Origin of the sequence: Microcoleus sp. CAWBG640 (genome assembly GCF_020883015.1) — a bacterium.
GTDB lineage: Bacteria > Cyanobacteriota > Cyanobacteriia > Cyanobacteriales > Microcoleaceae > Microcoleus > Microcoleus anatoxicus.
In genome coordinates, this window is sequence record NZ_JAHRFC010000021.1 from 1 (window position 1) to 21,073 (window position 21,073).

Sequence of the window (21,073 nt, forward strand, 5' to 3'; positions counted from 1 at the left end):
GAATTGAGCTCTACTGCTAAGAAAGCTGTAACTGTTTAAGAATTTTAAGGTTTAGATTTTAGATTTGTCTGAATCCTAAATTTGGTATTTCCGGGTAGCTTTGGAGTTACCCGGTTTTTGTTTGTGCCTTGACTTTTTGAATAACTTATTTTTCCCCCAGGTAAGCTTCAGGGCAGATAATTTTACCTCGCTGGGTTCAAAAACGTCAAATAGGCTATATAATTCTTAATAGATGTTGATTCGGGAACTTTTTTGAAATCACCCGATCGGATGAGTCTCAAAGACGATGCCAAACATTAACAAAAACTTTACCTTTAAGGTAATCCTGAGATTAAATTAGGTGACTCGGTATGATCGTTAGCCCTAAAAAGGAAACTGCTCAAGTCCAAGTGGAAGATACGAAGACGGCAGATACCCAGATTGCAGATACCAAAACCGCTCAAAAGCAGTCCCCCAAAAAACCCGCGCCCAAATCGAAACGGTGGGCGATCGGGCTGCTTGCAGCAGGGTTGATAGCTGTACCGACCACCATGTATATAGTAAAGAGTAAATCCCAGCCCAAAGTAGATGCGATCGCCACCCTGACAGTGCCTGTGGAATCGCAAAACCTCACCGTGCGGATCACATCTAGCGGCACGGTGCAGCCGGTACAGCGCGTGAATCTCAGCCCCAAAGGCTCCGGGCGGATAGCAGAATTATTTGTCGAACAGGGCGATCGCGTCGAAGCAGGACAAATTATTGCCCGGATGGAAAGTCGCGACATCGAAGCCCAACTCCAACAAGCCAAAGCCAGGGAAACTAGCATTCGAGCCAAACTTGCCAAAATCGAGGCCGGGAATCGCTCGGAAGACATCGCCAGTGCCCAAGCCCGCTTAGCTCAAGCCGAAGCCAGTCTCGCTCAACTCCAAGCCGGCAGTCGGGTGGAAGAAGTCGCAGCAGCCAGATCCCGCTTGCAGCAAAGTCAAGCCGGCTTGCAACAACTGCGTACCGGTAGTCGCGTGGAAGAAGTCAGCCAAGGGAAAGCTAAATTAGCCCAAGCTCAAGCTCGTTTAGCAGATGCTCAAACTGGTAGTTTAAAACAAGAAATTGCCCAAGCACAAACCCAAATTGAATCGAGTAAAGCCCAAGCCGAACTAACAGCTCAACGTGTCGAACGCAATCGGTCATTAGTCAAAGAAGGTGCTCTGGCTCAAGATAAACTGGATGAATTAATTAAAGAAAATCGGACTGCCCAAGCTAAAGTAACAGAATCCCAAAGACGCCTGCAACAACTGCAAGAAAATCGGCTCTCCCAAATCCAGCAACTGCAAGCTGCTGTTGAAGTCGAGCAGCAAGGATTAAACCAATTGAAAAACGGGACGCGATCGGAAGCCATAGCCAAAGCCGAAGCAGAAGTTTCTGAAGCCAAAAGCAAATTAACACAATTAGAAAACGGCAATCGTCCAGAAGAAATAGCCAAAGCCCAAGCAGCAGTTGCCGAAGCAAAAAGCCAATTAGCAGTACAAGTAAACGGCTCTCGCCCAGAAGAAATAGCACAAGCTAAAGCTGACTTAGCAGAAGCTCAAGCTCAAGTCCGTTATCAAGAAGTACAGTTAGAAGACACCAAAGTTCGCGCTCCCTTTGCAGGAATAATTACCCAAAGGTACGCCATCCAAGGAGCTTTTGTGACTCCGGCAACTTCGGCATCTGAAGCTACTTCGGCAACTTCGACATCGATTGTGGCTTTAGCAAGAGATGTGGAAGTCTTAGCGAAAGTCCCGGAAGCCGATATTAGTCAAATTAAACCGGGTCAAGTAGTGGAAATAGTGGCAGATGCTTATCCAGATAAAGTTTTTAAAGGCCGCGTTAAATTAATTGCCCCAGAAGCTGTCAAAGAACGGGATGTGACGTTATTTCAAGTCCGAGTAGCCATAGATACGGGCAAAGATTTGTTGCAGTCGGGGATGAATGTAGATTTGAGATTTGTGGGTCAAAAGCTGAGCAATGCTTTAGTTGTGCCGACGGTGGCAATTGTGACGAATAAAGGTCAAACAGGTGTGTTGATTCCAGATGAGAAACAGCAGCCTAAGTTTCACCCAGTTACCATTGGTTCAACGATAGGTAATAAGATTCAGATTTTGGAGGGTGCGAAGGCTGGCGATCGGGTGTTCACAGAACTTCCTCAAGGTAAGAAGTTGGAGGATATTATCAAGAATCAAAAGTAGGGCATGGGGAATAGGGCATTGGGTATGGGGCATTGGGCATTGGGCATTATTTCTCTTGATCGCCCCTAGGGTGTTTTTAAACCCGGAGATCCCCCCTAACCCCCCTTAAGAAGGGGGGGACAAGAGCGGTCAAAGTCACCCCCTACTCCCCTTAAGAAGGGGAGTAGGGGGTGGGACAAGAGCGGTCAAAGTCCCCCTTAACAAGGGGAGAAAAAGAGTATTCAAAGTCCCCCTTCTTAAGGGGGATTTAGGGGGATATAGACTCGAATACAAGCGAGATTTATTATGGGCTTAAATCTTAAGTTGACACATTACCAATTCCCCATTCCCTATTACCAATTACCAATTCCCAATTCCCTAATCTAAAATCCAAAATCTAAAATCCAAAATCGAATTATGGATATTGTTGAAAGCATCAAAATGGCCGTCACAACTTTGACGGCAAACAAACTTCGCAGTAGCTTGACGATGTTAGGAATCATCATCGGTAATGCTTCCGTAATTTCGATGATTGGCATCGGCGAAGGAGCTCAAACCTTTATCGAGGGACAAGTTAACTCTCTGGGTTCAAACTTGCTATTTATTATTCCTGGAAGTCCCGAAGCACAAAGTCGCCCCGTGATTCCACCTCAGACTTTGGTGTTGGAAGATTCAGAGGCGATCGCCTCTCAAGTTCCTTCTGTCCAAGAAGTTGCACCAACTCTCAATGATAGTCAACTCGTTACCTATCGTAACAAAAATGTTTCGTCTTCTGTGGTAGGAACTACTCCAGAGTTTCTGACAGTTAGAAGCTTTGATATTGCCCAAGGTCGTTTTTTAAATAAACTAGATTTAGCCCGACAAGAAAATGTAGTAGCTTTAGGTTCCGAAGCTGCTGAACAATTGTTTGGTAATACACCGCCAATTGGTCAATATATCCGCATCAAAAATTCGACTTTTCAAGTGATTGGAGTGATGCAGGCTAAGGGTTCTAGCTTTGGTGACAATCAAGATATGAATGTTTATTTGCCGCTGACAACAATGGCAAATCGGATCGTGGGTAGAACTTCTCCCTACGGTACAAAAGTCACATTTATTTCGGTTTCTATCAAAGATGAAAATATGATGCAAGCTGCGCAATTTCAAATAGAAAATCTGCTAAGATTGCGTCACAAAATTACTAAGGAGGATGATTTTACTGTCAGAAATCAGAAAGATTTGATGAATACTTTGGGTAGTATTACAGCGGCTTTAACGTTGATGTTGGCTTTTGTGGCGGCAATTTCGCTTTTGGTCGGTGGGATCGGGATTATGAATATTATGCTGGTTTCTGTGACTGAGCGGACTAAGGAAATTGGACTCAGAAAGGCGATCGGAGCCTCGGAGCAAGATATCTTAATTCAGTTTATGATTGAATCGGTGATTTTGTCGGCGGCAGGTGGGGCGATCGGCACTGGATTTGGTATTGGTGGCGTGCTTTTGGTATCTGCTTTTACTCCTTTGCAAGCTAGTGTTTCTCCAGTGGCGATCGCCCTTGCAGTCGGTGTTTCCGGTAGCATCGGCTTATTTTTCGGCATCGTGCCCGCAAAACAAGCTGCAAAACTAGACCCAATTGTTGCACTCCGAAGTGCTTAATTAGTCAGTTGACAGTTGACAGTTGGCAGTTGACAGGAAAGCAGTTGTTGTTCTAATTACCAATTACCAATTACCAATTACCCATTCCCAATTACCAATTTCCCATTCCCAATTTCCCATTCCCAATTATGAATTTTATTGAAAGCGTCAAAATGGCCGGTCAAACCCTGCTAGCAAATAAAACCCGCAGCAGTTTAACCATGATTGGGATGATTGTGGGTAACGCCTCAGTAATTGCGATGATTGGAGTTGGAGAAGGAGCTCAAAAATATGTTGCAGGACAAGTTCAATCCCTCGGTACCAACGTATTAATCGTGAGGCCAGGAGTACCCAATGCTAGGCGTAATGCAATTAGCAATGCACCTCAGACGCTGATAGTAGAAGATGCAAAGGCGATCGCCTCTCAAGTCCCCTCCGTTCAAGGCGTTTCCGCAGAACTTAACAGTTCCGAAATAGTTCGCTACAGTAACAAAAATGTTTCGTCTTTGATTTTTGGCACAATTCCCGAATTTCTGCAAGTCCGAAGCTTTGAAATGGCAAAGGGGCGGTTTTTAACAGATATTGATGTCAAGGAAAATAACCAAGTTGTGATTCTTGGTTCAGAATTAGCGGAGAAACTCTTTGGTAATACTAATCCTCTCGACCAACAAGTGCGGATTAAAAATGTCAGTATGAAAATAATTGGAGTATTAGCACCAAAAGGCACATCTTTTGGTACTAATTATGACAACTCTGCCGTAGTGCCGATCGCCACCATGGCAAACCGCATTGTCGGGCGAAAATCTCCCTACGGTTTAGCTGTGACATCTATATATATTTCTATTAAAGATGAAGCGAAAATGGACGCGGCTCAATTTCAGGTAGAAAACCTGCTGAGATTGCGACATAAAACTACCATAGAAGATGATTTTACTGTCAGAAATCAGAAAGATTTAATGGCAAGAATGGGGGCAATTTCTGGGGCTTTGACAATTATGTTAACTGCCGTTGCTAGCATTTCTTTGTTAGTTGGTGGGATTGGGATTATGAACATTATGCTGGTGTCGGTGAGCGAACGTACTCAGGAAATTGGGCTCAGAAAGGCGATCGGAGCATCCCAACAAGATATCTTGTTTCAATTTATTATCGAAGCTGTAATTTTATCCGCCGCCGGAGGCCTAGTCGGCACTTTTGTCGGTGTCAGTGGCATTTTACTCATCGGTAATTTCACACCCCTACAAGCTGGAATATCGCCCGTGGCGATCGCCCTTGCAGTCAGCGTCTCCGGTGCTGTGGGCCTCTTCTTCGGCGTTGTCCCAGCCCGCCAAGCTGCCAAACTAGACGCGATCGCCGCCTTGAGAAGCGCTTAATAAATATTTACTTATTTATTCACACAATACGCTCCTTTTATGGTAATCAAAAACATACAGGGTATTCCAGGTCTATCGAGTAGGGACAGGGCAATGCCCATAGGTGTCAACAATCGCCTGAAACCCTTGGTATCTCTCGCTTTTACCTAAGTCTAGATCCCCCTCGCATCCCCACCCCCCCCTAGCCCCCCCCAAGGGGGGAAGGGGGACGAAAGATCGAACTCTTATCCCCCCCTTCTTAAGGGGGGCTAGGGGGGATCGAAGTTTAATAGTCAAACAGCAGTCTCTGACTGGGTTAGAAGTTAAGTTGACACCAATGGGCAATGCCCTGTCCCTACGGCGGGGATAGATCGATCGCGCTGTATTTATCTAAACATTAAAAAAACCGTTTTATTGTAAATATTTAACAAAGATGCAGTATTTAAATTAGTTTTGACAACCGTATTTTTACGCATATTTACATCGAAAAAAATTCATAAAAACCCGTTAAATACTAAAGATTTAATTAAGTTACGGTGGGGGTATTTGCTAACCAAGCACAAAGTTTAATAAGATTAAGTCAGCAGCAAACAGACCTAATCATTATAGATAGTATTATTAGTCTTTGCTGTTTAATCCAGAATACAAAATAAAAAAAATGGCATCTCTCACGGGAAATCCCAAATTTGACTATCTCGAAGGAACATCCGCATCAGATACAATTAGTGCCTCCGATGGCAACGACATAATTTATGCCAATAGTGGAGACGACTTTCTCGAAGGGGATGGAGGCAAAGACAAAATCTGTGGCGACCAAGGAAACGATAGCATTTTTGGCGGTGCAGACGATGATATCCTCTGGGGAGGCAAAGGTCGCGACCTAATTGTTGGTAACTCCGGCAACGATATCATTTACGGTGGCCTAGAGGGCGATACCATGACCGGTGGGGAGGGCGATGATATATTTGCCATTGCCAAAGGCAGTGGAGGCACAACCTTAGCCACAGCAGACTACATCAGCGATTTCGGCAACGGGAATGACAAAATTCGATTGCTAAACGGCCTCACCTTTGAAGATTTAAACATCCAGCAAGGCGCGGGTGCTAACAGCAACAGCACCGTAATCCAAGACAAACTTACGGGAGAGTATTTAGCAGTATTACCAGGAGTCAACAGTAGCACCATCAACCCCAACAACTTCACAACTCACATATTAGGAAACGCTGTCACAGACTGGAATACCACTCTCCTCGATGCGGTGCGGACAGCCAGCACAGCACCTCCCCTCGCTGCGCGCAACATGGCAATGGTTCACGCAGCCATTTACGACGCTGTTAACTCCATCAGTAAAAAATATAGCCCTTACCGCGTGCAAATAGATGCACCACCGGGCGCATCAGAAGAAGCAGCCACGGCGGCGGCCGCCCACCGCGTGTTAGTCAGCCTTTACCCAGCCCAAGCAGTCAAATTCAATGAAGCCTACGCATCGTCTCTAGCCAAAATTCCCGACGGCAAATCCAAAGACGACGGCATCGCCCTGGGAGAAAAGGTTGCCGACAACATGATTAGTTGGCGGAGTACAGACGGTGCAACCAAAGTAGTGCCATACACCCCCACCACCAACCCCGGAACTTGGGTGCCGACGCCCCCCGCTTTGGCTTCCGCCTTGCTGCCACAGTGGCCAGATGTGACTCCCTTTGCGATGACTAGCGGTTCCCAATTCCGTCCTGCTGGCCCTCCCGCCCTCGACAGTGCCAAGTACGCAGAGGAAGTGAACTACGTCAAAGAAATCGGCAAAATTGACAGTCTCACGCGGACCCCGGACCAGACAGTCATTGCTAAATTTTGGGCCAACGGTGCAGGTACTTTTACCCCTCCTGGCCACTGGAACCAAATCGCCCAAGACGCATCGGCCCTGACGGGTAACTCCCTCGAAGATACCGCCCGCTTGTTCGCCCTGCTAAATATTGCCGAAGCCGATGCAGCTATTAGTTCCTGGGATGCCAAGTACCAGTACAACCTGTGGCGACCCATCACAGCTATCCGCCAAGCTGATACGGACAACAACCCCAACACGACAGCCGACCCCCAGTGGACTCCGCTGCTGGTAACTCCGCCCTTCCCTGAGTACACGTCGGGTCACAGTACCTTTAGCGGTGCGGCAGAACCTGTCATGAACTCTGTATTTGGTTCGGATTTTGGGTTTGCGGACAAGGGAGATAAAACTGTTAACACTTTGCGAAGTTTTGACAACTTTGCCCAAGCTGCTGATGAATCTGGTATGAGTCGCCTTTACGCAGGCATCCATTTCATGAGTGCTAACGTGGATGGTTTAAGTTCTGGCAGAAATGTTGGCAATTATGTTGTTCAAAATTTCTTAAAGGCTTAGGAAAGGTTTTTTGTGGGGTGGGGGCGGGTTTGCGAGATTGTTTGTTTTGGGCAATTATTGTTGGTGGAACCCACCCCTACAGAAGGCTTAGGAAAGGTTTTTTGTGGGGTGGGGGCGGGTTTGCGAGATTGTTTGTTTTGGGCAATTATTATTGGTGGAACCCGCCCCTACAGAAGGCTTAGGAAAGGTTTTTTGTGGGGTGGGGGCGGGTTTGCGAGATTGTTTGTTTTGGGCAATTATTGTTGGTGGAACCCACCCCTACAGAATGTATGAATTTTTACATTTTTCTTTCCGTTTATTCGAGTAATTCTACAGTGCCGAGATAGCCGTCTACTCGCACTTTTTGACCGTCTCGGAAGCGAGTTGTAGCTTCTGGAATATTCATGACTGCGGGAATTTTATACTCGCGAGCGATAATTGCTCCGTGAGATAGTTGGCCGCCAACTTCAGATATAATTGCTGTTGCTCCTAATAGCAGCGGAGCCCAACCTGCATCGGTGTAAGGAACTACTACGATCGCATTTTCTCCTAAATCTGTAGTCACGGTGCGACAAATCTTGACCAAGCCTTCGACACGGCCGATACTTGCGGGAATTCCCTGGATGATTTTAGTTGTGGATGTCGCTGGTGTTCTCGTCTTTTCCTGAGAATTGGGCAGTAGATTACCGTATACTACAGGAGGAATCGGGCGGAGGCGATCGACTTTTAACTGTGCGCGCCTTTCCCTAATAGTATCCTGAAACGAAACACGATCGCCACTGCGTATCCACTGCTGAATTTCACCAAATTCCAAATAAAAGATATCCCCAGTTTCCTGAAATACACCCATGGCTAAGCCACCAGCTTCTATTGTCAAAAAAGTCCAGCGCAAATGAGCCAACAACCGCGCGTAAACTTGGCTAATTTCATTTTTGACTCTCGCTCTTTCCTGACATTTATCTAATCGCCATTTCTGCCAAAAAGTCAACCCTAATTTTCGAGTTGCATCTAAATTAGTTACCACCGATTTTTGTGCCATAGTTAGGAGCAACTTCTGGTAAGCTTCCGGTTGTTCGCGCCAAGTAGCAACAGCAATATCCGTACCCACTTCACTCAAATATCCGTAAGTATCAAGCCACTGGTCAAATTCCGCTTGTAAAGCAGAACTTTCAGCAAATATCTGGGCTAATTTTGCCGTTGAAATAGTTTCATCCGATTGCGAAATCGCAGCTTGTCGCAACTTTTGGGCTAACTGCTGTAAAGCTCGTACCGATGCAATTTCCGGTGCATTATCATTGTCTAACCATTCGTCGGGAACCCGAAAAATTGCTTTACGAATTGCCAGGCCGATCGGACCTAATATATTGTAGTAAGTAATCGGTTTTAGCCACTCCTGAATTTGCTCGGTTCTCTCCAACAATCCCATTAAATCTTGAGCATTTTCCCCTCTTATTTCCCCCCTTGGGGGGGGTAGGGGCAGGGCTGTTTCATTCTCTTGTAGGGGCGGTGCTCCCGTGCCCGCCCCCATCTCACCAGTGGACGAAGAGGGTAGGCACGCACCATCCACTACCCCTACAAAACGATGATTTATCTGAGAATGAAACAGCCCTGGGTTGACTTGGGGTAGAGGGGGGTTGACTTCTGACTTCTGTAATTTTTGGATTGCAGGTAGAAAAATACCAGTACGATCGCCCTTAAATTCTCCATTGAGCGCCCTCTCTCGCTGCACCAAACGCCACAAACCGGGCAAAGACGGCAAAATCTTCCCCAAAGGTGGCTTGCCCATTTTTTGCCCTCTCAGCAAAAATTCCAAACCCTGCTCCGGTAATCCCATCATCCGAAAAATTTCGCCCAACAAAGTAGCATTAAAATAAGCGTGAGAACCCAGCAAAGTCGCAGTTTCATTAAAGTTTAAATTAGCAGCGCGATCGCCCAAAACCACCTGAAAAATTTCTCCCCAAACTCCACAAGTCAGCGGGCGATTAATCGACCAAGTTAGCGGACGAATTGCACCGGGAATCACTTCAGCGGCAATAGTTCGCGTCCAGAATGGCTGCAAATTAGTAATCGGGCGGCTTTGTAAAATCCAAATTTGCTCACCATCCCAACTCCACTCAATATCCTGGGGTATCCCATGAAAAAATTCTTCGATTGCTTGCGCTTGTTTTACCAATTCTGCTACAATCGAATGAGCAATAAATGAATTATTTTCAAGTTTAATAAAACTTGCTTGTAGTGACTCAGATGTACTAAAATCAATTTCCAAATGAACCGGAGTAATTTGTCCGCCAACAACTGATTCTGCTCCTCCCGGTAAAGCTTCAATAATTACCTGAGAACCACCATCTAAAGGATTGCGGGTGAACATGACTCCCGCAACTTGGCCGTCAATATAAGGCTGAATTAAAACAGCCATTTGGGTATCAGGCAATTGTCGCTGGCGACGGTAAGCCACTGCTTCGGAAGTCCAATAAGACTGGCGACAACAATTAATGGCCTCCCGCAATTGAGCTGCCGTTGAAACAGGGCCAATAGTTTGATATTGTCCGGCTGCGGAACTAATATCGCCGTCTTCTCCTACAGCAGAAGAGCGCACAATGATTCGATTTTGGATTTTGGATTTTAGATTTTCGATTAAAGTATTAGGGATTGACAAATTTTCACTGTTTTCTAAATTCCCGATTCCCGATTCCCGATTCCCGATTCCCGATGAATGTAATAATATCCAACCCGGAGGTACATTAAATTTGGCTCGTTTCAGTAGAGACAATTTCGCAGCTTTATCGCCACAGACTTTCGCATCTAATGAGTTATCCAGAGAAAGCAATTTTTCCGATTTAGATAAGGCCATATCATCACCCTGACGCAGACTAATTGTGAACAGTAAACAGGCTAATCCTGCCGCTGCTAAAAATTCTGTGGTATTTTGTCGCCATAGCCAAAACCAGATTGGGGTGCACAGACATCCGCAACGGGAAGCAAACAGCCGCGCTTGATCGCCCTTACCCCACACAACCTCAGCCAAACGCCACACCAGCAACCCAAAAATGCCCGCTGTGATAGCCACCGCTGGGGAAAATGCGAAAATACCCCAAACAGCGTTGGTAACTCCTCCTCCACGGGCGATCGCATATCTGCCCGCAACTAGAGGAATTAACAGCGCGAGTGCGAGTGCAGGTGTATCGGGGAACCAAAATCGCCCCGCCAAAACTGGCATCATACCTCTGGCAATTTCCGCCAACACCGCAGCAATTCCCGCTACCTTTCCGCCGTGAATGAAAGCGGCTGACACGCCAATATTGCCGGTACCCAATACCCTCAAATCTTTGCCCGCAAAGACTCTCACCGCCCAACCCGTTAGTGGTAAAGCACCGATCGCGAAACTGGCGACTAATAACAATGCGATCGACAACAGCATAATCAAATTAGCTCCAATTTTCCAACATCTCAACATTATCACCGAAACCAAAGGAGTCCGGGGCCCCGGATTCAGCCGTGGGAATAATTCTCCCATCTCAACTCCAACACTTTTTCTATCTTGAGATACATTGAGTTAGGGCGCATAGCAGATAAGATACTAGATAAGTAGAGTAAATAAGGATTTGCACAAAATGGTAGATAGCAACCTAATGATTCCCCTCGCAGTTCTTGGTGTTGGATTTGTGGCTGCGGTTAGTATTGGCTCCATTGCTTGGTACAACTCCAAGCGCCCCCCCGGTTGGGAATCCAAAGAACGACCTGATTTTGTGCCGAAAGTTGATAAAGATGATTTGATAGCAGATGTTTCTGAGTCACAAGGTCGATAACACAAACTTGTTTTAGATCTGAAAAAGCTTGGAGAGCAATAGGAATTACTCCTAGCATATATATCACACTTTAAAGCCCCGATTTCTTGCAGAAGTCGGGGCTGTGGCTATGCTGTTTTTTGGAAAATGGGCTTAATAAATATCAATAAAGGGAGCGATCGCCACTCGAACGATCGCTCCCCTTGATTGATATTAATTTATATCCGTACCTTATTTTTGCAGAGGATTGAGTTTGGTAACGGAACTTTCCTTAAGCCAAGTTAAGATACCCGACTTATTTTAAAATAAGTCGGGTATCTGCGTCTTCTGTATAGGTTGGGTTTGGACGTTGACTGACAAACTTTCTGATTCGTCAAATTGGCTAGAAATTGCAATTTCAACTACTTTGTCGATCGCCTGTTCCCCTAAACTCCGCTCTGGTTGAATCACGGTTTTATTTACCAGTATGGTTTTAAAAATAGTAGATAATCGCTAAGTTGTCTGGAGTCTTCCTCAAGACAGGTTTCCCCTGGAAAACACATCAGCAAAAGACACAGATTGTAGAAAAAGTTGCGCTCGCTAGCTGGCTCCACTATCAGCCAGGGCGTTGGAAAGCTTATATTTGGGGGTGAAAAATCCCAAATTTCCCTCTCGAAAATTTGATATTTTCCAGAAGTGCGATCGCCCGCTACAATGAATTAAGAAGCCGGCACCGCCTTTTGTAATGAATCCAGAATCAACTCTCGCCAGATTACAAGCTACACTTCCCGACAATAAACTGCCTTCTAGCTACGGCGTTTATTTCAAAAATACCTTAGTAGCACTGTGTCACGCCCTAGAAGACCACATCTTGCAAACCAGTGGGGGGGGAGAACTAGAAATCAAACCCCTAGTGTTGGTGACATTCCAGCAGGGAAAATGGTATTTGCAAGAAGCCGATCGCTACTTTGATATTGCTAAGGCCTCTCGACGGGTTGTCATCGGTGCAGTAGCCGACAGCGGTTTTGCCAACCACAAAACCGGTCAATTAGAAAATGTATCTTTAATAAATCTCGATCCGATCGACCCCATAATCCAGGAATGGAATTTAATTATCCTCGCCCCAACCTACAAAGCCATGGTGCTTTGTCGCGAACTTTCACACCAAGAATACCAGCCCCAAGGTAAGCCAGAAATCGATATAGAAAGAAAATTCTACGGCTTGTGGTCCTTTGACCAATCTTTGGTGTCGGAGGCTGCAAAAATTTTTATAGAACAAACGCGACATTACGATAAGGCTTTGGCAGACCAACTGCTGCAACTTTACGGAGAAATCCTCACCACCGTAGGCCCACCCCTAGCAGACATTAGCGGGGTAGTGTCGCGGATCGTGACTTACTTGCAAAGTTCTCAGCAGCAAATGGTGGCTATTAACCGCCAAACCCGTGACTTATGGGAATTGGAAGGTCAAGCCCTGCGCGTGAGTCGCAACTTGAACGCCAATAAACTTCAAGCTTTTCTGCGGATGGCCCAGCGCGTGGATGAACGCGATACCGCAAATCCCACCGCGTCTTTGCAAGTGGCGGCATTGTCGGAAACTTTGGGTCAACTTCTCGATTTGCCAGCTTTGCAGTTGCGGCGGTTGCGGTTGGCGGGATTGCTGTTTCGAGTCGGGTTAGTTTCCGCCCCCAATGAGGTGTTTACTCAAACTCCCGATCGCTTTGACCAACAGACTCTAACATTTTGGCGCGATCGCAGTTTCATCGGTTCCCAACTGTTGCAAGCCATGCCGGAACTATCACCCGTAGCCGAAATTGTCAAGCATAAACTGGAACACTGGGACGGTAGCGGTAGGCCAGACGGTTTGCGAGGGGAAGAAATACCGATCGCATCCCGGATTTTGGGCTTGGTTGCGTGTTTTCAAGAGTGGACTCAAGGGCGGGGCGATCGTCCAGCTTTGGGTTTGACAGCAGCTTGGGAAAAGTGCCGGGAAATTAGTGGCAGTCGTTTCGATCCAGCCTTGGTGGATACTCTCGGCAACGTCGTCAGGTTGGCAGAAATGGGTTTGATGGAATTACCAACTCGTCCTAGTCAACTACCTAATGTCTGGTTGGAGGATGTGGGCGATCGCACTCCCTCGGTAACTTCAGCATCTTAAATTGACCAATAACCAATGACCCTTCGACGCTACGCGGCACCGCTGGCGTAGTCGAAGGGCTCAGCGATGCCAATGACCAATAACCAATGACCAATGACCATATAAGTAATGACTAACATAGAAGCCATTTGCCAAGGCAAAATTAAATTGCTGTCCGGCTATAATTTAGCTGGCGCTGACTTATCGGGAGCCGAGCTCGCCGATACCGATTTGTCTCAAGCTAACTTGAGTGGAGCTAATCTCGCTGGTGCGAATTTGCAGCGCGCCATCTTGCGAGCCAACCTGCGAGGCGCTGACTTCAGTGGCGCTGATTTGCGTGGAGCAGATTTTCGGAATGCTGACTTGCGCGGAGTCTACTTTGGGAATGCTCAAGTTGGTGACGCCAGTTTTGGGGGAGCTTTTTTGGCTGGGGCGACGATGGGGAATTTGGATTTGAGCGGTGTCGATTTTCGTGGTGCCGATTTGCGGGCTGTGAATTTGGCGAGGGCAATTTTGCACCACGCAGATTTGAGTCATGCCAATTTGTCCGGCGCAGATTTGTCCGGTGCAGACTTGGAAGAAGCTATCCTGAATGGAGCCGTAATGCGCGGCGCTAATCTCACAGGTGCTAATTTGCTCTGTGCTGCGATCGAACACACCCTCTGGGATGGAGCATTACTCGATCGAGCCTGTCTCCAAGGCACCCCCCTGAGCCTGTAAAATTCTAGAATGTCCTACACGCTGGCGTACTCGAAGTTTTATTTTCCAGACCCAGCCAAAAAACAATTCATTCTTATAATGTACATAAGCACAAGCTATTTTAACATTTCTTAATAGGGGGTTATAATAGCCAATGTAGATGAGCAAACGAATAAATGGTAGCAGCTTTGTTTAGCGGTACATCCTTTCAAGGTCAAAGTGGCGATCGCCTTGTCAGCAAAGTAGCAGGAGCTGCGATTGCGGCCTTATTCAAGCGTTCGGAACAGGCCCAAGCCAATATCCGAGTCGAACCTGTAGCCAAACTCTTGCAGGGAAGCATCGACGGTTTCGACTTCATTGGCAAAGGAATGTTAATGTACAACGGTCTTCGCATCGAAGTAATGGAACTCTACTTGCAAGCACTCTCCATTGATTTTGGGGCAATTTTTGCAGGTCAAGTTAAATTACGACAGCCTACCCAGGCAAATATGCGAGTAGTTTTGAGCCAATCAGACTTAACCACCTCATTCAATACGCCTTTTGTAGTTGAAAAACTGCAACGGCTCAATTATCAAGACCAATCTCTGCATTTTCAAAACACCGAAGTCAGCTTTGGTGCTGATAAATCCATTCGCCTTCAGTCCCAAATTACCGTAGGCGATGCTGGCGAACCAGTCAAGATAGATATTACTGCTCAACTGCAAGTAGAGGAACGGCGCAAAATCCAATTTGTCAGCGTTACTTACGGCGGTGACGAGCAAGCAGTTAACTTGGCCAAAGCGATAATTGCCCACGTCAACAACTTGCTAGATTTAGACAAATTTGCTCTCGAAGGCACTCAACTGCGAGTAGACAGGTGTCGAGTCCAAAACAACGAACTGGTTTTTTATGGTTGGGCTGGGATTGACCATTTCCCCAAAGGTAAGTCCTAAGCTTCAGCCTTCTGAGTTCTACCTAGTAACCGGCTTTGGCAAAAGAGAATTTTTCAGCAAGCAAACAACCCGCACAGGCGGGTTTTGCTTTAGATTTGAGATTATATCGTTTTTGGTAGCATCGGAATAATTTAACCGCAGAGAACACAGAGGACACAGAGGGAGAGAATAGAGGGATGAATAATTCAGATGCTACCGGATTGGAGATTACACGCAAAGTGGGGCGGGTGCGTGATTCAATTGACTCAAAATCAGCACAGAGGTTGATTCGATCGCCTAAATTGCCTTGGTAAATTTAAATAATACATAAATCTACCCGAAGAAGAACAATGCTCGGATTTTATTTATTCTGTATATGCGTTGTAGTCTTGTCTCTCCTTGCCCAGCCCACCCACAGTCAACGACAAGAAAAATGGTGGGTAGAAATTATTACCAATTTTCCCCGCTGCACTTACTATTTTGGTCCCTTTGACAGCGATAAAGAAGCCTTAATCCATACTCCAGGCTATATCGAAGACTTGGAAAGCGAAGGAGCAAAAAGAGTTAGTATAATTATCAAACGATGTCAGCCTTCGCAACTCACCATTTGCGAAGGTGAAGTCTCCGAAAGAGTAGCAGATTAATCTGTTTGAGAGTTGACAAAAATGCGAGCCACACTAATCCCCAGGACTTTGACTTTGTATGACACTTCCTACAGCAACTCTCCTGATTGCTTGTCCAGATAGACGCGGTTTAGTCGCCACATTTGCCAACTTTATTTATCAGCATAATGGTAATATTATCCACGCCAATCAACACACAGACTTTGCTGCGGGACTGTTCCTCACCAGGATAGAATGGCAATTATCAGGATTTGATTTATCTAGGGAAGAAATTGCTCCGGCTTTCAGGGCGATCGCACAACCTCTACAAGCTAAGTGGGAATTGCACTTTTCCGATACAGTAAGACGCATCGCAATTTGGGTCAGCCGCCAAGACCATTGTCTGTTAGATTTGATGTGGCGACAACAATCCAAAGAATTTTTAGCAGAAATTCCGTTAATTATCGAAAATTGGGGTTTAAAACCCCGTCCTTGTAGGACGGCTTTGCAAGTAAAAGTATAAGCTCAAATCCTCTTTCTTAAGTAAATATAAAGACAAAAAAAATATACAAGTATTTTACTGTATACTAATAGAATCTCAAAAAAGGGAGGAGTTAAACTTGTTAACAAACTATGTATACAAGTTACGCCCAAGTCAAACACAAGACTTAAAGATGTTCAGTTGGTTAGGTATGTTACGAAGCCATTATAATTGGTGTCTTAACGACAGAATTACTCAATACAGCCAACAATTCATTCAAGGCAACTATTGCGACATTAGGACGCAAAGTGAAGCCTGTCCCTTGACCAGTTGTGTCTCCCAAAACGGCGCGACTGGCGAACCTTGGAAGACGGGTAAAACAGATAAAGAGGGTAAAGTTAAAAACCCTCGACGCAATCCAGGCGACATTCAAATCACCGCGTTGCCCGAATTAAAAGCAGCTAGACCTTGGTTCAGTGGGATAGATTCAACCGTTTTACAACAGAATATTAAACGGTTAGACACTGCCTATAAAAATTTCTGCGACGGGCGTGGCTTTCCTAAATTTAAAAACCGCAGTAACTTTACTTCTTTTACTTTTGTAATGGGAGTAAAGATACAGGGCAGTAAAATTTACCTACCAAAGTTAGGTTGGATGCGTTTCTATAACTCGCGCCCAATCCCCAGCGGCTTTACCATCAAAGCTTGTGCGGTAAGAAAACGACAAAATGGTTGGTATTTCTCGCTCCGCATTGAGGACAAATCTATCCCCGATTACACGACGAAACCTCTCAAAGATGTTGTCAAAGTAATTGGTTGTGACATGGGAATTACAAAATTAGTTCATCTATCTGATGGAACTCAAATCGAAAACCCCAGGTTTTCAACAAGTAAGAAAGCTAAGCGCACTCTGAAAATTAGACAGAGACGGGTTAGCCGAAAAGTGAAAGGTAGCAGAAATCGCAAAAAAGCTGCCAAAAAGCTAGGACTTTTTCACCAGAAAATTAGCGACAAGCGCCAAGCATATCAGTGGAAAGTTGCTAATAAAATAGTTTCTCGTAACGTTGACGCGATTGCTCTGGAAAACTTGAATATTTCAGGCATGATGCGGCGATGTCGGGTAAAAGTCAATGAGAAAACAGGTAGGTTTCTCAAAAATGGACAATCAAGGAAGAAGGGTTTAAATCACTCTATCTCTGACGCGGGTTGGGGCGAATTAATTTTGAAAATTGAGTATCTGGCTGCAAAGCAAGGAAAAATAGTAATCAAAGTTAATCCTCAATACTCCAGCCAAGAATGTCGGAATTGCGGTCATATCGACAAGTCTAATCGAGATTGCGAAAAGTTCATTTGCACTGAATGCGGACACCATGAACACGCCGATATTGGTGCAGCAAAAACTATTCGCTCGCGAGCTTTGAATTTGGTACGCGGGGACTCCGCGAAACCTGGCGTTCGCGCCTAAACGCTCAGAATATATCCTCACGCTCGTTTGAGCAAACGTGAGGAGTCTGGGAACCCTAGAAATAGGGATATTTAGAGAGAAATCTCTTAAGAATCTCCTCGCCTTCAGGCAGGAGAGTGTCAAGGGAATAAAACAGTGGTGTTTGAGTGATAAAAATCATACATAATATCTATTTCGCAAACTACTAATCAATCACTCAGAACCAAAAACCCATAACTAAAGTCGCCGATTTTGTAAAATTTGTTGTTGCCATTGCTCAAAAGTGTGCATTTGTGAGCTATCATCTTTCTCAACCATAGCCCTCATTTGCTCCATCAACTCGATGGCCAGCGGTACACCAAGCTGCAATTTTTCCAAAACCTCCCGTTGAGCAAAAACGCTTTCCGGTGTTCCTTCTAAAATCAGTTGTCCCCCATCCATCACAAACACCCAATCAGCCCAGCGATAAATAAAATCTAGATCGTGACTTGCTAAGAGAATTGTAGTACCACTGGCGTGAATTTCTTGGAGTAAACCGATGAGTTGTCCCGTATGGCGTGGATCGAGATAGGCTGTAGGTTCATCTAATAGCAGTAATTTGGGTTTGAGAACCATGATATCAGCGATCGACACGCGCTTTTTTTGTCCTAAACTGAGATTGTGAATTGGTTGAGTAGCTAATTCAGTTAAATCAAATTGCTCGATCGCCTCCTGAACCATTCTAGCAATATCCGGTTGGGGCAAACCCAAATTGTACAACCCGTAGGAGATATCCTCTTCCACCGTCGAAGCAACTAATTGATGTTCAGGATTTTGAAATACCAGCCCGATTTGTTGGCGCAATTGCATCAAATATTTGCGATCGTAGCGGAAGGGTTCATCTTCCCAGCTAATGATTCCCCGCTGCGGTTGATACAAGCCATTTGCTAATAGAAAAAATGTAGTTTTGCCACACCCATTTTGACCGATTAGCCCGCAACGTTTCCCGGCGGGTACTTTGAGGTTTAAGCCATGAATTGCCGATCGCGAACTACAGGGGTAGGAGTAAAAAGTCTCATGAAATTCCAGAATACATTTAGACATATCAGTTATTGGTTATATGAAAGAAATCAATACGCGGCGGATGAAACTCTCTCAAATTCAGGCTTTAATAGCAGTAGCAGACTGTGCAAACTTTAGCGAAGCAGCTTTGCAATTAGAACTTTCCCAGTCAGCAGTCAGCCACGCCATCGCCACTTTAGAAACCGAATTGGGAGTGCAGCTATTTCATCGGGGGCGACATGGTGCTCAACTGACACCTGTGGGAGAAAGGGTGTTGATTCATGGACATCAAATAGCCCGCGCCTTAGAAATGATGCTGAAAGAAGCGGATTTAGAAAAAGGTTTGCAGGGTGGCCAGGTGCGGATAGTTACTTTTCGGAGTGTCGCAACTCATATCCTGCCTGGTATTATAGCCAAATTTCGCGATCGCTTTCCCAAGATTGCCGTCAGCATCACCGAAGTCTATTATACCCAGGCTGTGGAAGAGGCTTTGCGATCGGGCAAAGCAGACATCGGCTTTGTCTCTCTTCCCATCTCCAATGAATTTGAAACAAGGGAAATTTTACGAGATAAATATATTGTATTACTGCCACCAAGTGCCAAATTACTAAATGCTAAGATTTCTTGGGAAGAATTAGCTGCTTATCCGCTGATTTTGCAGCCGCCGGAAACGGCTTGTTCGATACCACTTCGCAAGTATTTGGCAACTTCAGAGTTTCCCTTAAATATCGCTTACGAACTCAGCGAAGATTCAACTATTGTCAGTATGGTGGTGCAAGGTTTGGGTACAGCAATTCTGCCACGTTTGGCGGCGGAACCGATACCAGCCAAGGTAAAAGTTTGCAGTTTGCCAAAGGATTTTGAGAGGGTAATTGGGGTGGCTGTGTTGCGGGATGGGTTGTTAATTCCGGCTGTGTTTGCATTTTTGGATTTAGTTACAAGTGCCGCAGAGGTTGATATTGGGGGCGAGTTTCCGATCAACCCTTCATGAGAAACCAACGCCAGCTTCGAACAGGCAAGATGCCTGTTCCACAAGAATTATTAGTATTGTAGGGATACGGCACTGCCGTCTCCTGATTTCTGGTAATATCAAGAATCACCGCACCTGATTGTCGGTGAGTAATTTACTCTAATTTTCGAATACGATGGCCCCCAACCCACTCGTCCCAAATTTCATCATAATCATCGTAGCTGATATAGTGTAAGCCATACCAAGCTTTTTTCACCGTCGCAGGACACCACTCCTCGTCCTCATTTAGCACTTCCACAGATGAACCAATCTCATACATTTCGGGTTCGTAGGGACTAATGCGATCGCCCGTCACCCATTCTTCGGTACGATCGGCGATATAATACACTAAAAACTCGTCGTCTTCATTCCTATCCAAGATTTTAGCTTTGTACCATTCTTCTTCGTATTCGACTTCTACGCGCCTGCCAAAATGCGGATCGCTATCTCCTTCAACAATCGATAACTGCATTTGCGGATCGAAGTGATTCGTCGTGATAAACATCGACTTTTGATCCTCGATAAATGCTACTTCTAACTCAGCATAGCGAGCAAAATCGTACAGCGTAATCATCCCATCTTTATCTAAATCCACCACCGGATCGCCCTGCAATCCCTTTAATAACGATGCCGTAAAAGTCCATTCTCCCGTTGAAGTGTTGTGGGCATAGGCAGAGGTGACACAGGCATAGGAAATCTCAGTATCTCGAAGTTTCACTTCATCAATCAACCCGCCGGAATAACAGCAATCCGCCAAAAGTAAGGCTTTCGATCCATTAAAGTTTTCCTCAATATCATCAAAGATCGAAGAAATTGCCCAATGTGTTTCCGTATCGTCAGCTTGCGCGTCGTAGTTGTAAAAGTAATATTCGCCCGTGTCAGAATCCCAGCCACCATGTCCGGTAAAATACCAAATCAGCAGGTGATCTTCATCCGTATTAGACAAAAATTCGGGTAAACTTTCCCGAATAGTTTCTAAGGTAGCCTCTTTGTCTTGCAAATAGATAATTTGCTGATCTGGAACCCCACTTTCGCGAAAAAAATCTACCAACTGTGCGTCAAATCGTCCTTCAACCGCATCGGGAAAAGGGGAAAAGGTTTCAGAATCCTCCCATTCCAGAAGACCGACTGCAAAAACCCAGGTTGTTTCGGGGTTCCATTCCATAAGGGTTTCCTTGTTTTGTCAAATGTTTGCACCTCCAATTATACGAGTAAAGACGTTTTTGCGATCGCTCCGCACCCGCAAAAACCTCCGATTAGATAGTTGATTCAGATTCTAGGGTGAGGTTTAGACCACGATAGACATTTTGCCAATATTTTGCTCGGTCTCGACCTGTTGACGAATTCCGCCCTCGTAGATTCGGTTTCTTCGCTGCTCAACAGGATGGCTTACATAGGGTTGACTCCTAGTCTTTTATGCTATGTTTCCTCTTAATTCTATCCCGTAAACAGATGAAGACGACCCACCTGT

The 21,073-nt window shown here is 45.5% G+C and carries 15 protein-coding genes and 1 pseudogene; 12 read left to right on the forward strand and 4 right to left on the reverse strand.

Annotated elements, in window-relative coordinates; all coding sequences use genetic code 11:
- Nucleotides 1–350 precede the first annotated feature (350 nt).
- The 4 genes from AAFP11_RS13000 (at nt 351) to AAFP11_RS13015 (ending at nt 7,535) form a co-directional block, all read left to right on the forward strand.
- Nucleotides 351–2,204, forward strand: a complete 1,854-nt coding sequence (locus AAFP11_RS13000; protein ID WP_341737451.1) for an efflux RND transporter periplasmic adaptor subunit — start codon at nt 351–353, stop codon at nt 2,202–2,204.
- 396 nt (nt 2,205–2,600) lie between these two features.
- Nucleotides 2,601–3,818 carry an ABC transporter permease gene (locus AAFP11_RS13005; protein ID WP_341737452.1) on the forward strand — a complete coding sequence of 406 codons (1,218 nt, stop codon included), beginning with the start codon at nt 2,601–2,603 and terminating at the stop codon, nt 3,816–3,818.
- Nucleotides 3,819–3,946: 128 nt separating this feature from the next.
- The gene (locus AAFP11_RS13010; protein WP_341737453.1) at nt 3,947–5,167 is read left to right on the forward strand and encodes an ABC transporter permease; all 1,221 of its coding nucleotides are present in this window, start codon (nt 3,947–3,949) and stop codon (nt 5,165–5,167) included.
- 637 nt (nt 5,168–5,804) lie between these two features.
- Nucleotides 5,805–7,535 carry a chemotaxis protein CheB gene (locus tag AAFP11_RS13015; protein ID WP_341737454.1) on the forward strand — a complete coding sequence of 577 codons (1,731 nt, stop codon included), beginning with the start codon at nt 5,805–5,807 and terminating at the stop codon, nt 7,533–7,535.
- A gap of 295 nt (nt 7,536–7,830) precedes the next feature.
- On the opposite strand, the gene AAFP11_RS13020 is transcribed toward AAFP11_RS13015, so the two are convergent.
- Complete coding sequence (locus AAFP11_RS13020) at nt 7,831–10,968, reverse strand: glycerol-3-phosphate acyltransferase (RefSeq protein ID WP_341737455.1); 3,138 nt, start codon at nt 10,966–10,968, stop codon at nt 7,831–7,833.
- Between the two features lie 157 nt (nt 10,969–11,125).
- Between AAFP11_RS13020 and AAFP11_RS13025 the strand changes: the two genes are divergently transcribed.
- On the forward strand, nt 11,126–11,320 hold the full coding sequence (locus tag AAFP11_RS13025) for a hypothetical protein (RefSeq protein ID WP_341737456.1): 195 nt from the start codon (nt 11,126–11,128) through the stop codon (nt 11,318–11,320).
- Nucleotides 11,321–11,599: 279 nt separating this feature from the next.
- Here the strand turns inward: AAFP11_RS13025 and AAFP11_RS13030 are convergent, their stop codons facing one another.
- Complete coding sequence (locus AAFP11_RS13030) at nt 11,600–11,749, reverse strand: hypothetical protein (protein WP_341737457.1); 150 nt, start codon at nt 11,747–11,749, stop codon at nt 11,600–11,602.
- 274 nt (nt 11,750–12,023) lie between these two features.
- Between AAFP11_RS13030 and AAFP11_RS13035 the strand changes: the two genes are divergently transcribed.
- The 6 genes and pseudogenes from AAFP11_RS13035 (at nt 12,024) to AAFP11_RS13060 (ending at nt 17,573) form a co-directional block, all read left to right on the forward strand.
- Entirely contained in the window at nt 12,024–13,436 is a 1,413-nt protein-coding gene (locus AAFP11_RS13035; protein WP_341737458.1) for an HD domain-containing phosphohydrolase, read from the forward strand.
- Between the two features lie 108 nt (nt 13,437–13,544).
- Entirely contained in the window at nt 13,545–14,135 is a 591-nt protein-coding gene (locus tag AAFP11_RS13040; protein WP_341737459.1) for a pentapeptide repeat-containing protein, read from the forward strand.
- A 155-nt stretch (nt 14,136–14,290) separates the two neighbouring features.
- Nucleotides 14,291–15,046: a DUF2993 domain-containing protein gene (locus AAFP11_RS13045; RefSeq protein WP_341737460.1), complete on the forward strand. Its 756-nt coding sequence runs from the start codon at nt 14,291–14,293 to the stop codon at nt 15,044–15,046.
- Nucleotides 15,047–15,375: 329 nt separating this feature from the next.
- Nucleotides 15,376–15,669, forward strand: a complete 294-nt coding sequence (locus AAFP11_RS13050) for a DUF1816 domain-containing protein (RefSeq protein ID WP_341737461.1) — start codon at nt 15,376–15,378, stop codon at nt 15,667–15,669.
- Nucleotides 15,670–15,727: 58 nt separating this feature from the next.
- Nucleotides 15,728–16,093 (forward strand): annotated as a pseudogene (locus AAFP11_RS13055) (ACT domain-containing protein); the annotation flags it as partial.
- A gap of 154 nt (nt 16,094–16,247) precedes the next feature.
- Nucleotides 16,248–17,573 (forward strand): transposase, encoded by a 1,326-nt coding sequence (locus AAFP11_RS13060; RefSeq protein ID WP_341737462.1) that lies wholly within the window; start codon nt 16,248–16,250, stop codon nt 17,571–17,573.
- A 216-nt stretch (nt 17,574–17,789) separates the two neighbouring features.
- On the opposite strand, the gene AAFP11_RS13065 is transcribed toward AAFP11_RS13060, so the two are convergent.
- Nucleotides 17,790–18,635, reverse strand: coding sequence for an ABC transporter ATP-binding protein (locus AAFP11_RS13065; protein WP_341737463.1), 846 nt, complete (start codon nt 18,633–18,635; stop codon nt 17,790–17,792).
- A gap of 16 nt (nt 18,636–18,651) precedes the next feature.
- On the opposite strand from AAFP11_RS13065, the gene AAFP11_RS13070 reads away from it, so the two are divergent.
- Nucleotides 18,652–19,584 (forward strand): LysR family transcriptional regulator, encoded by a 933-nt coding sequence (locus tag AAFP11_RS13070; protein WP_341737464.1) that lies wholly within the window; start codon nt 18,652–18,654, stop codon nt 19,582–19,584.
- Nucleotides 19,585–19,717: 133 nt separating this feature from the next.
- Here AAFP11_RS13070 and AAFP11_RS13075 read toward each other — a convergent pair whose 3' ends face one another.
- Entirely contained in the window at nt 19,718–20,767 is a 1,050-nt protein-coding gene (locus AAFP11_RS13075; RefSeq protein WP_341737465.1) for an agenet domain-containing protein, read from the reverse strand.
- Between the last annotated feature and the right edge of the window lie 306 nt (nt 20,768–21,073).

What these genes read in the sequence shown, in the direction of transcription:
- AAFP11_RS13000 (WP_341737451.1), top strand. Translation starts at nt 351, where the DNA reads ATGATCGTTAGCCCTAAAAAGGAAACTGCTCAAGTCCAAGTGGAAGAT.
- AAFP11_RS13005 (WP_341737452.1), top strand. Translation starts at nt 2,601, where the DNA reads ATGGATATTGTTGAAAGCATCAAAATGGCCGTCACAACTTTGACGGCA.
- AAFP11_RS13010 (WP_341737453.1), top strand. Translation starts at nt 3,947, where the DNA reads ATGAATTTTATTGAAAGCGTCAAAATGGCCGGTCAAACCCTGCTAGCA.
- AAFP11_RS13015 (WP_341737454.1), top strand. Translation starts at nt 5,805, where the DNA reads ATGGCATCTCTCACGGGAAATCCCAAATTTGACTATCTCGAAGGAACA.
- AAFP11_RS13020 (WP_341737455.1), bottom strand. Translation starts at nt 10,968, where the DNA reads ATGTTGAGATGTTGGAAAATTGGAGCTAATTTGATTATGCTGTTGTCG.
- AAFP11_RS13025 (WP_341737456.1), top strand. Translation starts at nt 11,126, where the DNA reads ATGGTAGATAGCAACCTAATGATTCCCCTCGCAGTTCTTGGTGTTGGA.
- AAFP11_RS13035 (WP_341737458.1), top strand. Translation starts at nt 12,024, where the DNA reads ATGAATCCAGAATCAACTCTCGCCAGATTACAAGCTACACTTCCCGAC.
- AAFP11_RS13040 (WP_341737459.1), top strand. Translation starts at nt 13,545, where the DNA reads ATGACTAACATAGAAGCCATTTGCCAAGGCAAAATTAAATTGCTGTCC.
- AAFP11_RS13045 (WP_341737460.1), top strand. Translation starts at nt 14,291, where the DNA reads ATGGTAGCAGCTTTGTTTAGCGGTACATCCTTTCAAGGTCAAAGTGGC.
- AAFP11_RS13050 (WP_341737461.1), top strand. Translation starts at nt 15,376, where the DNA reads ATGCTCGGATTTTATTTATTCTGTATATGCGTTGTAGTCTTGTCTCTC.
- AAFP11_RS13065 (WP_341737463.1), bottom strand. Translation starts at nt 18,635, where the DNA reads ATGTCTAAATGTATTCTGGAATTTCATGAGACTTTTTACTCCTACCCC.
- AAFP11_RS13070 (WP_341737464.1), top strand. Translation starts at nt 18,652, where the DNA reads ATGAAAGAAATCAATACGCGGCGGATGAAACTCTCTCAAATTCAGGCT.
- AAFP11_RS13075 (WP_341737465.1), bottom strand. Translation starts at nt 20,767, where the DNA reads ATGGAATGGAACCCCGAAACAACCTGGGTTTTTGCAGTCGGTCTTCTG.